Source organism: Paraburkholderia sp. 32 (assembly GCF_050435345.1).
In the GTDB taxonomy this organism is placed as follows: domain Bacteria; phylum Pseudomonadota; class Gammaproteobacteria; order Burkholderiales; family Burkholderiaceae; genus Paraburkholderia; species Paraburkholderia tuberum.
On record NZ_JBNDKD010000003.1, the window covers coordinates 1,791,497 to 1,805,486 of the forward strand.

Genomic DNA, 13,990 nt, shown 5'->3' on the forward strand with positions numbered 1-13,990 from the left:
ACGAACATGATTCGTTCAATCAGCTTTCCAACTTACTCCCAGATTCGATGCAGAGGCTCACCAGGTGACGCAAGGCACGAAATACGATTTGCTCGTCGTCGGTGGCGGGATCAACGGCGCCGGCATCGCCCGCGACGCGGCCGGCCGCGGCCTGACGGTGCTGCTGTGCGAGCAGGACGATCTGGCCGCGCACACCTCGTCGGCAAGTACCAAGCTGATCCACGGCGGCCTGCGCTACCTCGAGTACCGCGAGTTCGGGCTCGTGCGCAAGGCGCTGCAGGAGCGCGAGACGCTGCTGCGCGCGGCGCCGCACATCATCTGGCCGCTGCGCTTCGTGATGCCGCATATGCCGGATCTGCGCCCCGCCTGGCTGATTCGCGCGGGTCTGTTCCTGTACGACCATCTGGCCAAACGTGAGCTGCTGCCGGGCTCGCGCGGCATCGTGATGAGCCGGCATCCGGCCGGCGCGCCGCTCGTCGAAACGATCAAGCGCGGCTTCGTTTATTCGGACGGCTGGGTCAACGACGCGCGCCTCGTCGTCCTGAACGCGCTCGACGCGCACGAGCGCGGCGCGACGATCCTCACGCGCACGAAGCTGGTCAACGCAGAGCGCGCCGGCGGCGAGTGGCGCGCGCAACTGCAACGCGCGGACGGCACGACGCTCGACGTGCGCGCCGCCGCGATCGCGAACGCGGCGGGCCCGTGGGTCGGCGAGCTGCTGAAGGGCGCGCTCGGCCGGCCATCGGCGCATAGCGTGCGGCTCGTCAAGGGCAGCCACATCGTCACGCGGCGCCTATTCGAGCACGACCACGCGTACATCTTCCAGAACGCCGATAAGCGGATCATCTTCGCGATTCCCTACGAGCACGACTACACGCTGATCGGCACCACCGACCTCGAATATCGCGGCGACCCGTCGCAAGTCGCGATCGACGCCAACGAAACGCAATATCTGTGCGATTCGATCAACCGCTACTTCAGGCAGAAGATCTCGCCGGCCGACGTGCGCTGGAGCTATTCGGGCGTGCGCCCGCTGCTGGAGGACGAGAACGCGGACAATCCGTCGGCGGTCACGCGCGACTACTCGCTCGAACTCGACGCGCCCGCGGAACAGGCGCCGCTGCTGTCGGTGTTCGGCGGCAAGATCACGACGTTTCGCAAGCTCGCCGAGCAGGCCGTCGATACGCTCACCGACGCGCTGCGCCACGGCGGGTCCGCGTGGACCGTCGACGCGCCGCTGCCGGGCGGCGACATCGCACAGGCGAACTTCAATCGCTTCCTCGGTGAGTTCTCGCGCGAGCACGCATGGCTGCCGGCGTCGCTCGCGCATCGGCTCGCGCGCGCGTATGGCACGCGCGCGAATCGCGTGATCGGCCTCGCGCGCTCGCGCGCCGAGCTCGGTCCCGAGTTCGCGCCGGGACTGCACGAAGCCGAGCTGGTTTATCTGCGCGATACCGAATGGGCGCGCACCGCGCAGGACGTGCTGTGGCGGCGCTCGAAGCTCGGCCTGCACGTCGAGCCGGGCACGCTCGATGAGGTTACGCGCGATATCGACGCGTGGTTCGCGCGCGAACCGGCCCGGCAGAGCGCGTAGGCGGCCCGGCCGGGCAAACTGGCATGCCCCGACAAAAGCGGCGGCAAACACAACGCGGCGCCAATGCCGGGTGAAGCAAACGGCGCGAGCCCGTAGAAACGGCGCACACCATGCGCGCGTCCCCGCCCGGCCCCACCGCAGCTTCGGCTGGACGACACCGGCACGCGCCCTCACACTATGGCGGCCCGCTCACAACAACACGCCGCTCGCATCGCCGGCCAGCAAACCGGCGATCCGTAACATGCATGGAGAAGAGACAATGCTGGATCAGTACGTTCTCGCGCTTGACCAAGGCACCACCAGCTCGCGCGCGATGCTGTTCGACCGGCGCGGCAGCGTCGTGTCGACCGCACAAAAGGAATTCCAGCAGATCTACCCGCACCCGGGCTGGGTCGAGCACGATCCGCAGGAAATCTGGTCGACGCAGGCCGGCGTCGCCGCCGAGGCGGTCACGCGAGCCGGCATGAACGGCACGTCGATCGCGGCGATCGGCATCACGAACCAGCGCGAAACCACGATCGTGTGGGATCGCGAAACCGGCCACCCGATCTACAACGCGATCGTCTGGCAGGACCGCCGCACCGCCGACTTCTGCGACGACCTGAAAGCGCAGGGTCTCGAAGCGAGCGTGCGCGCGAAGACCGGCTTGCCGATCGACTCGTATTTCTCGGCGACCAAAATCCGCTGGATTCTCGACAACGTCGAAGGCGCGCGCGAAAAAGCGCGTCAGGGCCGGCTCGCGTTCGGCACCGTCGACAGCTGGCTGATGTGGAATTTCACGAAGGGCGCGCTGCACGTCACCGACGTGACCAACGCGTCGCGCACGATGCTGTTCAACATCCACACCCTGAAGTGGGACGACGAACTGCTCGCCGCGCTCGACATTCCGCGCAGCATGCTGCCGCAAGTACGGCCGTCGTCGGAGGTGTACGGGCCGACGGTGACCACCGTGTTCGCGTCGAAGATTCCACTCGCGGGCATCGCCGGCGATCAGCACGCCGCGCTGTTCGGCCAGATGTGCACCGAGTCCGGCATGGTCAAGAACACCTACGGCACCGGCTGCTTCCTCGTGATGAACACGGGCGCCAAACCGATCGAATCGAACAACAATCTCGTCACGACGATCGCCTGGCAGATCGGCGAGCGTATCGACTACGCGCTCGAAGGCAGCATCTTCATCGGCGGCGCCGTGGTGCAGTGGCTGCGCGACGGCCTCGGCATCATCAGGAACGCGGCGGAAATCGAAACGCTCGCGCGCGGCGTGCCGCATTGCGACGGCGTGTATCTCGTGCCCGCGTTCGCCGGCCTCGGCGCGCCGCACTGGAACGCGCATGCGCGCGGCACGCTGTTCGGCGTCACGCGCGGCACGACCTCCGCGCATCTCGCGCGCGCGGCGCTCGATTCGATCGCCTATCAATCGCTCGATGTGCTGAAGGCGATGGAAGCCGACTCGGGCATTCGCATCGGCGAGTTGCGCGTGGACGGCGGCGCCTGCGCGAACAATCTGCTGATGCAGTTCCAGGCCGACATCCTCGGCGTCGACACGGTGCGCCCCCAGGTGTCCGAGACCACCGCACTCGGCGCCGCCTATCTGGCCGGTCTTGCGGTGGGCTACTGGAAGGACATCGACGAGTTGAAAAGCCAGTGGAAGCTCGAGCACCGCTTCACGCCGGCACTACCGCCTGCGGAGGTCAGGACCTGCCTCGATGGCTGGCAGCGCGCGATCCGCGCGGCGAAGGCCTGGGCCGATACGCCGTAAGGCCGCGGTCCGAAAGTACGTATGATGACGCTTTTCATCCCGGCGCGCGGGCCCGCAACCCGCCGCCCGCGCGCTTTGCGCTTACCGTTTTTCAGGCATGATCGACCACCTCATCTGTGACTGCGACGGCGTGCTCGTCGACAGTGAAGTCATCGCCGATCGCGTGATGTTCGACACGCTGACGGCCACCTTCCCCGGCATCGATTTCGCCCCCGTCGTCAAAACCGCGTTCGGCCAGCAAACCTCGCGCTTTCTCGCCGGCCTCGAAACGCGGTTCGACATCACGCTGCCTGTGAACTTCCTCGACACGATCGAGCACCATGTCGAGCTCGCGCTCGCCGCGTCGCTCGGTCCGATCCACGGCGTGCGCGACGCGCTGCAGCGCGTGACGCTGCCGGCTGCGGTCGTGTCGAACAGCCGTATGTCGCGCGTCGCCGCATCGGTACGGCGCGCGGGTCTGCAGCAGATTTTCGGCGAGCGCGTGTTCAGCGCCGAGCAGGTCGCGCGGCCGAAGCCGTATCCGGACGTCTATCTGTTCGCGGCCACGACGCTTGGCGTCGTGCCGGCGCGTTGCCTCGTCGTCGAGGACAGCGTCGCGGGTTTGAACGCGGCGCGCGCGGCCGGCATGAAGACGATCGCGTTCGTCGGCGCGAGCCATATTCCGGACGGCTACGCGGATGCGCTGCGCGCGATGGGTATCACGCGAATCATCAAGCATATGGATGAACTGCCGGCGCTCATCGAGGCGGGCGTGCGCGGCGAATTCGGCGACGTGCAGTCGTAGCGGTTTTGCGCAACGCCGATAAAAAAGCCGGTTCTTCGGAAGAAGAACCGGCTTTTTGCGTCATGGCGTCGCGTGCCGCTCGATGGACGGCCCGTCAAGCCTCGGCAATCGCGCCCTCGCGCACCTGCGCGAGCGACTCGCGAAACTCGACCAGCTCGGCGATCGTCAGCATCGGCAGATCATGTTGCGCGGCGAAGCGCTCGACGTCCGCGCCGCGCGTCATCGTGCCGTCGGCGTTCATCAGTTCGCACAGCACGCCGGCCGGCTTCAGGCCCGCGAGAATCGCCAGATCGACGGTGCCTTCGGTGTGGCCGCGCCGCGCCAGCACGCCGCCCGGCATCGCGCGCAGCGGGAACACGTGGCCGGGGCGCACGATGTCGGCGGGTTTGGCCGTATCGGCGATCGCGGCGCGGATCGTGGTCACGCGATCCTGCGCGGACACGCCGGTGCTGACGCCTTCGCGCGCTTCGATCGACACCGTGAACGCGGTGCCGTGACGGCTTTCGTTGTTGACGGCCATCGGCGGCAGTTCGAGCGCGCGGATCTTGTCGTCGGGCAGGCACAGGCAGACGATGCCGCTGCATTCCCGGATCAGCAGCGCCATCGTTTCGACCGACAGGCGCTCGGCCGCGACGATCAGATCGGCTTCGTTCTCGCGGTCGTGGTCGTCCTGCAGCACCACGGCACGGCCCTCGCGCAGCGCCTGCAAGGCGGCGGCGATACGCGGCGGAACGGCTTCGGTGGCAAGCAGCGGGAGATCGGCGAAGGCATCGTCTGCAATCGTCGACGGAGCAGGAAAAGTAGCAAAGGACATGGTTGAAACGCTCATCGCAAAAGTTGGGCGAGAAACGTTTCAGGGCATTGCAAACAGACTGACACGCGCCGCCCAGGCGCCGCGCGGAAGCGGACGCTGATACGCCACCCGGCTACAGGCGGCGTCGCGGAACGCACATGACTATCTGCACATCTTCTTCCATCCGGACTATGACCGTCGGCTCTGGCTTCTGACCAGATCTGCTGACCCCGCTCCTGTCTGCGCTATGCCGAAGGCTAAGCGATGCGGGCGCTCGCGGGCTTGCCGGCTCACGCTGTCGCGCTGCCGGCCCACCGCCGGTGGGGAATTTCACCCCGCCCTGAAGACGCACTGATTGCCGGTTCGACCGGCGGGCGAAGCATACAACAGTCGCGCGAGCGCTGCAGCGCGACGAACAAAGACCCTACTCATTGCATTGGACCTGCCCTGCATCGACGCCCTGACCCGCGCTTGAACCTCGACGCCGTCGATTCTCAACCCGGCACACCTTTGCGTGCGGCTTCGTCGCGTGCGGCGCCCGCGGCCGGCACTTCCCAGCGCGGCGGCGTCTCAGCCCGCAGCGTCACGCGAAACGCGCGCGCCTCGGTGTCGCCGGGATTGCGCAGGCTGTGCGGCTGGTCGGCGTCGAACACGATCGCGTCGCCGGTCGCGAGCAGTTGACGCTGGTCGTGCACGCTGACTTCGAGCGTACCGTCGCTGACCACCAGATTCACCGTCGTGCCAGGCGCGCGGCGCACGCCCGCTTCGGTATGCAGCGGGGCGATCCGCAGTTCGTGAAACTCGGCGGCGATCGACTCGTCGTCGGGATAGAGCGGCCGCACCGAGTAGCGACCGTTCGCGCTGACCACGCGAGCCGAGCGCTCGGCCGGCAGATGCTCGAAGCCGTTGGTCGCGTGACGCCGCAGGAACGCCGCCACCGACACCTTCAGCGCCGCCGCCACCTTGCACAGCACCTTGATCGACGGCACGCTGCGCGCCGATTCGATCTGCGCGAGCATGGCGCGCGACACGCCTGACGCGCGCGCCAGCGCATCGAGCGAAAGCTGCCGTTCGGCGCGCAGCCGCGCCAGATTCACGCCGACCAGCTGTTCGAGCGCGAAGGGTTCGGCGGAGCGCGGCGCCGCGTCGGTGTCGGCATCGGCAGAGGGATCGCGGACCAGCGCGAGCGGGGAATGCATATTGGCCTCCAGAGCGCCGCCAGGCGGGGCAAGAGCAGTAAGTGGAAGCAAGATAGCATCGGCTTTGGCCGCGCCCAACGAAGTTATCTTCACACTGTTATCAGCATGGCGGAGGCAAGCAACTGACGATTCACGCGCTTTGCGCGAGCGCGCGCGCCGGCGCATCCATGCGCGCCGCGAACCACGTCAGCAGCAGCGCGGCGACGCTGACCGCGGCCGCGACCCACGGCAAGGTATCGAGCGCGTGACCGTGATTGATCACGAGACCGCCGAGCCACGCACCCGCCGCATTGCCGACGTTGAACGCGCCGATGTTCAGCGTCGACGCGAGATTCGGCGCGGCGGCCGCCTTCTCGACCACGCGCATCTGCAACGGGGGCACCGTCGCGAACGCCGCGATGCCCCACACGAACACCGTGATCGCGGCAGCCGCTTGCGAATGGCTGGTGCGCGCGAAGATCGCCATCACGACCGCGAGCGCGGCGAGAATGCCCATCAGCGACGGCATCAGCGCGCGGTCCGCAAGCTTGCCGCCAACCGTGTTGCCGATCGTCAGGCCCACGCCGAACAGCACGAGGATCAGCGTCACGCCGCGCGGCGAAAAACCGCTCACCTGCTCGAGGATCGGCGCGATATAGGTGAACACGACGAACACGCCCCCGAAGCCGAGCACCGTCATCGCGAGGGCGGTCCACACTTGTGGGTCCTTCAGCACGCGCACTTCGCGGGCGAGGCCGGCGGGGCCGGTGTCGTGGCGGTTCGGCACCAGCGCGCTGATGCCCGCGAGCGACAGCACGCCGAAGCCGCTGACGATCCAGAACGCCGCGCGCCAGCCGAACTGCTGGCCGATGAAGGTGCCGAACGGCACGCCGAGCACGTTCGCGAGCGTGAGGCCCGTGAACATCAGCGCGATCGCGCTCGCGCGCTTTTCGGCCGGCACGAGCGAGGCCGCGACCACCGCGCCGATGCCGAAGAACGAGCCGTGCGCGAACGAGGTCACGACGCGCGCGATCATCAGCACCGAATAGCCCGGCGCCACCGCGCACAACACATTGCCGACGATGAACACGCCCATCAGCAGCTGCAGCGCGAACTTGCGCGACATCCTGCTCGTGACTACCGCGAGCAGTGGCGCGCCGACCGCGACGCCTAGCGCATAGCCGCTGACGAGCAGGCCCGCGGACGGGATCGACACGGCCAGATCGCGCGCCACTTCGGGCAACAGGCCCATGATGACGAATTCGGTGGTACCGATGGCGAAGGCGCTAATCGCGAGCGCGAGTAATGGCATGGGCATTTTTCCGCTCCGGGAATGAGGTGGGATCAGGGTTTGGGTTGAAGGGCCTGGCGCGCCGCCGTCACGAATTCGATGACGACGCCCGGCGCGAGCGCGACGAACAGCTGCCGCTGCTCCTGTTGCACGGCGCTCGCCGGCACCTGCGCGGTCTGATAGCCGATGTCGTGCGCGCCGAGCCGCTCGAGCAACGCTTGCCATTCGCCGGCGCTATCGAGCCGACAGGCGATGTGATCGATGCGCGGCATGACGCGGCCCGCCGCGCCGGAAGCCGGCGCGGCGATCAGATGCACTACCGGGCGGCCGCTTGCGTACAGCCAGTAGCCGTCGACGGAAAACGGCGGGCGCGCGCCTTCGGTGAGCCCGACGATGTCGACGAAGAAACGTCGGGCGGAATCGAGGTCGGCGGTGACGATGGTCGCGTGACCGAGTTGCATGACGAAGGACAGCAGCGGAGGTTTCGACGGCTGCATTGTCGCGGCGTGACGCCAATTTGATAATTGGCGTAGCATTTGAAGCATTTTCAAATTCCGCTTGAAAGCCAGCGATGGATAACCTCGGCGACATCCGCCTCTTCGTCGAAGCGGCGCAGCAAGGCAGCCTGTCGGCGGCGGGCCGCAAGATGGGCCTGACACCCGCCGCGGCGAGCGCGCGGCTCGCGAAACTGGAAGCGAGGCTCAAAGCGCGCCTGTTCGAGCGCACCACGCGGCAGCTACGGCTCACCGACGAAGGCCGCCTCTACCTGAACTGCTGCCGCCAGGCGCTGCAATCGCTAGACGACGCCGAAGCCGCGCTGCAAGCGGGCCAGGGCGTCGTGCGCGGCAAGGTGCGGGTGTCGGCGACCTCGGACTTCGGCCGCAACCTGCTGATGCACTGGCTCGACGAATTCAACGCGCTGTACCCGGACGTGACGTTCGCGTTGACGCTGTCGGATGCGCTGGCCAATCTCGTGCAGGAGGACATCGATCTGGCGATCCGCTTCGGCGTGCCGCAGGACAGCTCGCTGGTCGCGCGCCGGCTCGCGCCGAACCGGCGGGTGCTGTGCGCATCACCGGAATACGTCGGGCGTCGCGGCGAGCCGAAGGACCCGCTCGACCTCGCCAATTTCGACTGCATCGTGCTCGGCACCGCATCGGGGCCGGCCAGCGAATGGCGCTTCACGCGCGGTGACGAGGTGCAGCACTACAGCGTGCCGTTCGAAGCGGCGCGCGAAACCAACGACGGCGCGGTCGCGCGCGAATGGGCGCTGCGCGGCTACGGCATCGCGATCAAATCGATGTGGGACGTGGAAGCGGACCTGCGCGCCGGTCGCCTGAAGATCCTGCTGCCGGAATGGCGCTACCCCGATGCCCCGCTGCACGCGCTGTATCACCGCAATCGCTTCATGGCGCCGCGCGTGCGCGTGCTGCTCGATTTCCTCGCCGAGCGCTTCGCGCAGGTGTCGGATGAACTGGAAAGCCTGCTGGGACTGCCGCCGGACCGGCCAATGAGCGCCGAAACCCCCGTTGCGTGAAGGGCTATAATATGCAGTTACGCTGCAAAGACACGCGCAAGCCGGCCATCACGCGCCGCGCTGCCCCGCGCCGCGGCCTCCTTCACCTTTTACGACGCCCCCAGGTTAACCACTGCGACCGGCGAAATTCGATGACCAAGAAAGTTTATGTAAAGACCTTTGGCTGCCAGATGAACGAGTACGACTCCGACAAGATGGTCGACGTGCTCGGTGCCGCTGAAGGACTCGTCAAGACCGACACGCCGGAAGACGCCGACGTGATCCTGTTCAACACCTGCTCGGTGCGCGAAAAAGCGCAGGAAAAAGTCTTCTCCGACCTCGGCCGCGTACGCGAGCTGAAGGACGCGAATCCGAATCTGATCATTGGCGTGGGTGGCTGCGTCGCGAGTCAGGAAGGCGCATCGATCGTCGCGCGCGCGCCGTACGTCGATATCGTGTTCGGTCCGCAAACGCTGCACCGCCTGCCGCAGATGATCGACGAGCGCCGCGCGAGCGGCCGCGCGCAGGTCGATATTTCATTTCCCGAAATCGAGAAGTTCGATCACCTGCCGCCGGCGCGCGTCGAAGGTCCGAGCGCGTTCGTGTCGATCATGGAAGGCTGCAGCAAGTACTGCAGCTACTGCGTCGTGCCGTACACGCGCGGCGAGGAAGTGTCGCGTCCGCTCGACGACGTGCTGACCGAAATCGCCGGCCTCGCCGACCAGGGCGTGCGCGAAGTCACGCTGCTGGGCCAGAACGTGAACGCTTATCGTGGAAAATTCGGCGGCGCGCTGACCGTGGGTTCGACCGAGATCGCCGACTTCGCGACGCTGATCGAATACGTCGCGGACCTCCCCGGCATCGAACGGATCCGCTACACGACGTCGCATCCGAAGGAGTTCACACAGCGCCTGATCGACACCTACGCGAAGGTGCCGAAGCTCGTCAGCCACCTGCATCTGCCTGTGCAGCACGGCTCCGACCGCATCCTGATGGCGATGAAGCGCGGCTACACCGTGCTCGAGTACAAGTCGGTGATCCGCAAGCTGCGCGCGATCCGCCCCGACCTGTCGCTGTCGACGGACATGATCGTCGGCTTCCCCGGCGAGACCGAGGAAGACTTCGCGAAGATGATGGCGCTCGTCGAAGAGATGAAGTACGACACGAGCTTCTCGTTCATCTACAGCCCGCGTCCCGGTACGCCGGCCGCGAACCTGCACGACGACACGCCGCGCGAGGTGAAGCTCAAGCGCCTGCAACATCTGCAGGCCACGATCGAAGAGAACGTGCAGCGCATCAGCCACGCGATGGTCGGCAAGGTCGAACGCATTCTGGTCGAGCGCCCGGCGCGCAAGGACCCGAACGAGCTCGCGGGCCGCACCGGGAACAACCGCGTCGTCAATTTCCCGGCGCCGGTCGCGTCGCATGCACGGCTGATCGGTCAGATGGTCGACGTGAAGATCGTGCACGCGTATCCGCACTCGCTGCGTGGTGAACTCGTGATGGTTCACGACGACAGCGCCGCGACGACGCATTGAACGACATTCTGAGTACCGCAACCGACAGGATCGACTCACCGCCTTGAAGACCACTCAGCAGCCTCTGGAATTCACCGCACCGCGCGAAGATAATGCGCGGCTCGCCAACCTCTGCGGACCGCTCGACGAAAATCTGCGGCAGATCGAGCAGGCGCTCGACGTGACCCTGCAGCGCCGCGGCCACCGCATCGCGATCCGCGGGCGCGGCGCGAAGCTCGCGCTCACCGCGCTCGAAAACTTCTACAACAACGCGCGCGAGCCTTTGTCGGTCGACGACATCCAGCTCGCGCTCGTCGAAGTGCGTCATCCGGTGCGTCATCGTTCGAATGGCAACGGCAATGGCAATGGCGACACCGTCGACGCGCACTTCGCCGGCAATCCCGACCACCCTTTCGACCAGCCCGCCGACGCCACTGCGAGCGAGGACGACTTCGAGGAATACGGCCCGAAGCTGTACACGCGACGCGCGGATCTGCGCGGCCGCACGCCGGCGCAGCGCGAGTACCTGAAGCAGATCGTGTCGCACGACGTCACGTTCGGCGTCGGCCCCGCCGGCACCGGCAAGACCTATCTCGCGGTGGCCTGCGCGGTCGACGCGCTCGAGCGCGACCAGGTCAAACGCATCGTGCTGACGCGCCCGGCCGTCGAGGCGGGCGAGCGGCTCGGCTTTTTGCCGGGCGATCTCGCGCAGAAAGTCGATCCGTATCTGCGCCCGCTCTACGACGCGCTGTACGACCTGCTCGGCTTCGACAAAACCGCGAAGATGTTCGAGCGGCAGATGATCGAAATCGCGCCGCTCGCATACATGCGCGGCCGCACGCTGAATCACGCGTTCATCATCCTCGACGAGGCGCAGAACACCACGCCCGAGCAGATGAAGATGTTCCTCACGCGAATCGGCTTCGGCTCGAAGGCGGTCGTCACCGGTGACACGACCCAGGTCGATCTGCCGCGCGGCCAGAAGAGCGGGCTGATCGAAGCGCAACAGGTGCTCGCGAACGTGCGCGGCATCGCGCTCACGCGTTTCACGAGCGCGGACGTGGTGCGGCATCCGCTGGTCGCGCGAATTGTGGAGGCGTACGATGCGCATGCGCAGAAGTCGCCGGCCGCGGTCGATCCGCGCTAAAGCGATGCGCTTAGCAGCGCGAGGCCCGCGTCGCCTCGCCGCAAAAAAAAAGACTGAGCCAGGAATGCCACGCATAGAAACCGCATGAGCCGCACCCCGAAACTGACGTTGAGCCTGCAATTCCCCGCCGCCAAAGCCTGGCCGGAACACAAGGTGCTGCTGCCGCGCGCGACGGTGGCCGGCTGGATCAAGGCGGCACTGTTCGCGGACGGCGAACTGACGGTTCGGTTCGTCGACGCCGAAGAAGGCCGCACGCTGAATCGCACCTATCGCGGCAAGGATTACGCGACCAACGTGCTGACCTTCGCCTATGCCGAATCGGAAGATGATCCGGTCACGGGCGATCTGATTCTGTGCTGCCCGGTGGTCGAGAAGGAAGCCGCCGAGCAGGGCAAGCCGCTCGCCGCGCATTACGCGCACCTGCTCGTGCACGGCACGCTGCATGCACAGGGCTACGACCACGAGGTCGAAGAAGAAGCCGAGGAAATGGAAGCGATCGAAACCGAAATCCTCGGCAAGCTCGGCTTTCCGGACCCTTACCAATAGGCGTTCCGCCCCTCCTCGACGCCAGCCCGCCCGAACCCACCGTGAGCACTCCGTCCCCCGAAGCCGATATCCCCGTGCGCTGTCCGGACTACCCGCCGGTGCTCGGCGACTCGCGGCTCCTGACGGACGACGAACTGCGCGCGTCGCTCGAATCCACGTTGCGCGGCTGGGACCGCCAAAGCGATCTGTGGCTGTTCGGCTATGGCTCGCTGATCTGGAACCCGGGCCTGCCGACCGTCGAGGCGATGCGCTCGAAGGTGCACGGCTATCACCGCGGCCTCTATCTGTGGTCGCGAGTCAATCGCGGCACGCCAGAGCAGCCCGGCCTCGTGCTCGCGCTCGATCGCGGCGGCTCGTGCACCGGCATGGCCTTCCGGCTCGCGGCCGATGGCTCGAGGCCGCATCTCGAAGCACTGTGGCGCCGCGAAATGCCGATGGGCTCGTACCGTCCCGCGTGGCTGCCGTGCGTGCTCGCGGACGGCCGGCGCGTCGACGCGCTCGCATTCGTGATGCGCCGCGACGTGCCGAGCTACACCGGCAAGCTGCGCGACGACATCATCCAGACCGTGCTGGGCTGCGCGAGCGGCCGCTACGGCACGACCTTCGATTACGTGAGCCGCACCGTGCACGCGCTGCGCGAAAGCGGCATGCCGGACCGCGCGCTCGAAGCGCTGCTCGCGCGCTGCAAGCCGGCCGTGTGACCGCGGCATCTCGGCGAAAACCCCACCCGCGACTTTTTTGCCGGCGAGCACTTTTGCCCGCGTAATCGGTTAGGATGATTCCACGCTCCGCCGTCGCGGCGGGGCCGTTTCACCCTGGCTTCGCTCATCGCCGGGCCCGGCGGGACACGGTTCCGCCATGCGCCTGGTGTATCCTTAACGCTCTGCAACAGCGCGCCCAGTCTCGCCGGGCGCACTACCATGAACGACACGTATCCCAGTCGACGCCATACCGGACGTCAACTCGACAAACCGCAGGAAAAGCGCTCGCTGCTCGAGCGCCTGACCGACTTCATCTCGCCCGAGCCCGACTCGCGCGCCGAACTTCTGGAAATTCTGCAGGACGCGCACGAGCGCAACCTGATCGACGCCGACTCGCTGTCGATGATCGAAGGCGTGTTCCAGGTGTCGGAACTGAGCGCACGCGACATCATGGTGCCGCGCGCGCAAATGGACGCGATCAACATCGCGGACAATCCCGCTGAATTCATCCCCTACGTGCTGGACAAGGCGCATTCGCGCTATCCGGTCTACGAGGGCAATCGCGACAACATCATCGGCGTGCTGCTCGCGAAAGATCTGCTGCGCTACTACGCCGAAGAAGAGTTCGACGTGCGCGGCATGCTGCGCCCTGCCGTGTTCATCCCCGAGTCGAAGCGGCTGAACGTGCTGCTGCACGACTTTCGCGTGAACCGCAACCACCTCGCGGTGGTCGTCGACGAGTACGGCGGCGTCGCGGGCCTGATCACGATCGAAGACGTACTGGAGCAGATCGTCGGCGACATCGAGGACGAATACGATTTCGACGAGGAGAGCGGCAACATCATCGCTTCGCCGGACGGACGCTTCCGCGTGCGCGCGCTGACCGAGATCGAGCAGTTCAACGACACCTTCGGCACGCATTATTCGGACGACGAGGTCGACACGATCGGCGGGCTGGTCACGCATCACTTCGGCCGGGTGCCGCATCGGGGCGAGACAGTCCGCCTCGACGACCTGATCTTCGAGATCCTGCGCGGCGACGCCCGCCAGATCCACATGCTGCTGGTGCGCCGCGACCCGCTCGCGGGCCAGCGCGAGCGCGAGTCACAGCACGTGCAGACCTGAGCCGGCGGCTCGGGCCGATGCACGGCCTGAGCGCCCGCG

13 protein-coding genes and 1 riboswitch are annotated in these 13,990 nt (G+C 66.7%); of the genes, 9 read left to right on the plus strand and 4 right to left on the minus strand.

The features are described from left to right. Nucleotides 1-64 precede the first annotated feature (64 nt). From glpD to OKW26_RS30980, 3 genes are all read left to right on the plus strand, one after another. Nucleotides 65-1,594 (plus strand): glycerol-3-phosphate dehydrogenase, encoded by a 1,530-nt coding sequence (gene glpD, locus OKW26_RS30970; protein WP_429356127.1) that lies wholly within the window; start codon nt 65-67, stop codon nt 1,592-1,594. 259 nt (nt 1,595-1,853) lie between these two features. Then, nucleotides 1,854-3,353 carry a glycerol kinase GlpK gene (gene glpK / locus OKW26_RS30975; RefSeq protein WP_429356128.1) on the plus strand — a complete coding sequence of 500 codons (1,500 nt, stop codon included), beginning with the start codon at nt 1,854-1,856 and terminating at the stop codon, nt 3,351-3,353. A gap of 97 nt (nt 3,354-3,450) precedes the next feature. Next, nucleotides 3,451-4,137 carry an HAD family hydrolase gene (locus OKW26_RS30980; RefSeq protein WP_184058398.1) on the plus strand — a complete coding sequence of 229 codons (687 nt, stop codon included), beginning with the start codon at nt 3,451-3,453 and terminating at the stop codon, nt 4,135-4,137. A gap of 94 nt (nt 4,138-4,231) precedes the next feature. Here the strand turns inward: OKW26_RS30980 and ribB are convergent, their stop codons facing one another. The 4 genes from ribB to OKW26_RS31000 form a co-directional block, all read right to left on the minus strand. Next, a complete protein-coding gene (gene ribB, locus OKW26_RS30985; protein ID WP_429356129.1) occupies nt 4,232-4,951 on the minus strand; it encodes a 3,4-dihydroxy-2-butanone-4-phosphate synthase in 720 nt (239 codons plus the stop codon). 147 nt (nt 4,952-5,098) lie between these two features. Beyond that, nucleotides 5,099-5,282, minus strand: a riboswitch (FMN riboswitch). 142 nt (nt 5,283-5,424) lie between these two features. After that, complete coding sequence (locus tag OKW26_RS30990; RefSeq protein WP_429356130.1) at nt 5,425-6,129, minus strand: helix-turn-helix domain-containing protein; 705 nt, start codon at nt 6,127-6,129, stop codon at nt 5,425-5,427. 130 nt (nt 6,130-6,259) lie between these two features. Continuing rightward, on the minus strand, nt 6,260-7,426 hold the full coding sequence (locus tag OKW26_RS30995; RefSeq protein WP_429356131.1) for an MFS transporter: 1,167 nt from the start codon (nt 7,424-7,426) through the stop codon (nt 6,260-6,262). 26 nt (nt 7,427-7,452) lie between these two features. Further along, complete coding sequence (locus OKW26_RS31000) at nt 7,453-7,860, minus strand: VOC family protein (protein WP_429357144.1); 408 nt, start codon at nt 7,858-7,860, stop codon at nt 7,453-7,455. 110 nt (nt 7,861-7,970) lie between these two features. Here OKW26_RS31000 and OKW26_RS31005 point away from each other — a divergent pair, with 110 nt between their 5' ends. From OKW26_RS31005 to OKW26_RS31030, 6 genes are all read left to right on the plus strand, one after another. Next, nucleotides 7,971-8,936: a LysR family transcriptional regulator gene (locus tag OKW26_RS31005; protein ID WP_184058406.1), complete on the plus strand. Its 966-nt coding sequence runs from the start codon at nt 7,971-7,973 to the stop codon at nt 8,934-8,936. Nucleotides 8,937-9,067: 131 nt separating this feature from the next. After that, complete coding sequence (gene miaB, locus OKW26_RS31010) at nt 9,068-10,453, plus strand: tRNA (N6-isopentenyl adenosine(37)-C2)-methylthiotransferase MiaB (RefSeq protein ID WP_184058408.1); 1,386 nt, start codon at nt 9,068-9,070, stop codon at nt 10,451-10,453. A 43-nt stretch (nt 10,454-10,496) separates the two neighbouring features. After that, a complete protein-coding gene (locus OKW26_RS31015) occupies nt 10,497-11,579 on the plus strand; it encodes a PhoH family protein (RefSeq protein ID WP_429356132.1) in 1,083 nt (360 codons plus the stop codon). A gap of 84 nt (nt 11,580-11,663) precedes the next feature. Further along, on the plus strand, nt 11,664-12,125 hold the full coding sequence (ybeY, locus tag OKW26_RS31020; RefSeq protein ID WP_184022954.1) for an rRNA maturation RNase YbeY: 462 nt from the start codon (nt 11,664-11,666) through the stop codon (nt 12,123-12,125). 41 nt (nt 12,126-12,166) lie between these two features. Continuing rightward, nucleotides 12,167-12,826 (plus strand): gamma-glutamylcyclotransferase, encoded by a 660-nt coding sequence (locus OKW26_RS31025; protein WP_090801802.1) that lies wholly within the window; start codon nt 12,167-12,169, stop codon nt 12,824-12,826. 219 nt (nt 12,827-13,045) lie between these two features. Then, nucleotides 13,046-13,951 (plus strand): HlyC/CorC family transporter, encoded by a 906-nt coding sequence (locus OKW26_RS31030; RefSeq protein WP_184058413.1) that lies wholly within the window; start codon nt 13,046-13,048, stop codon nt 13,949-13,951. Nucleotides 13,952-13,990 lie beyond the last annotated feature (39 nt).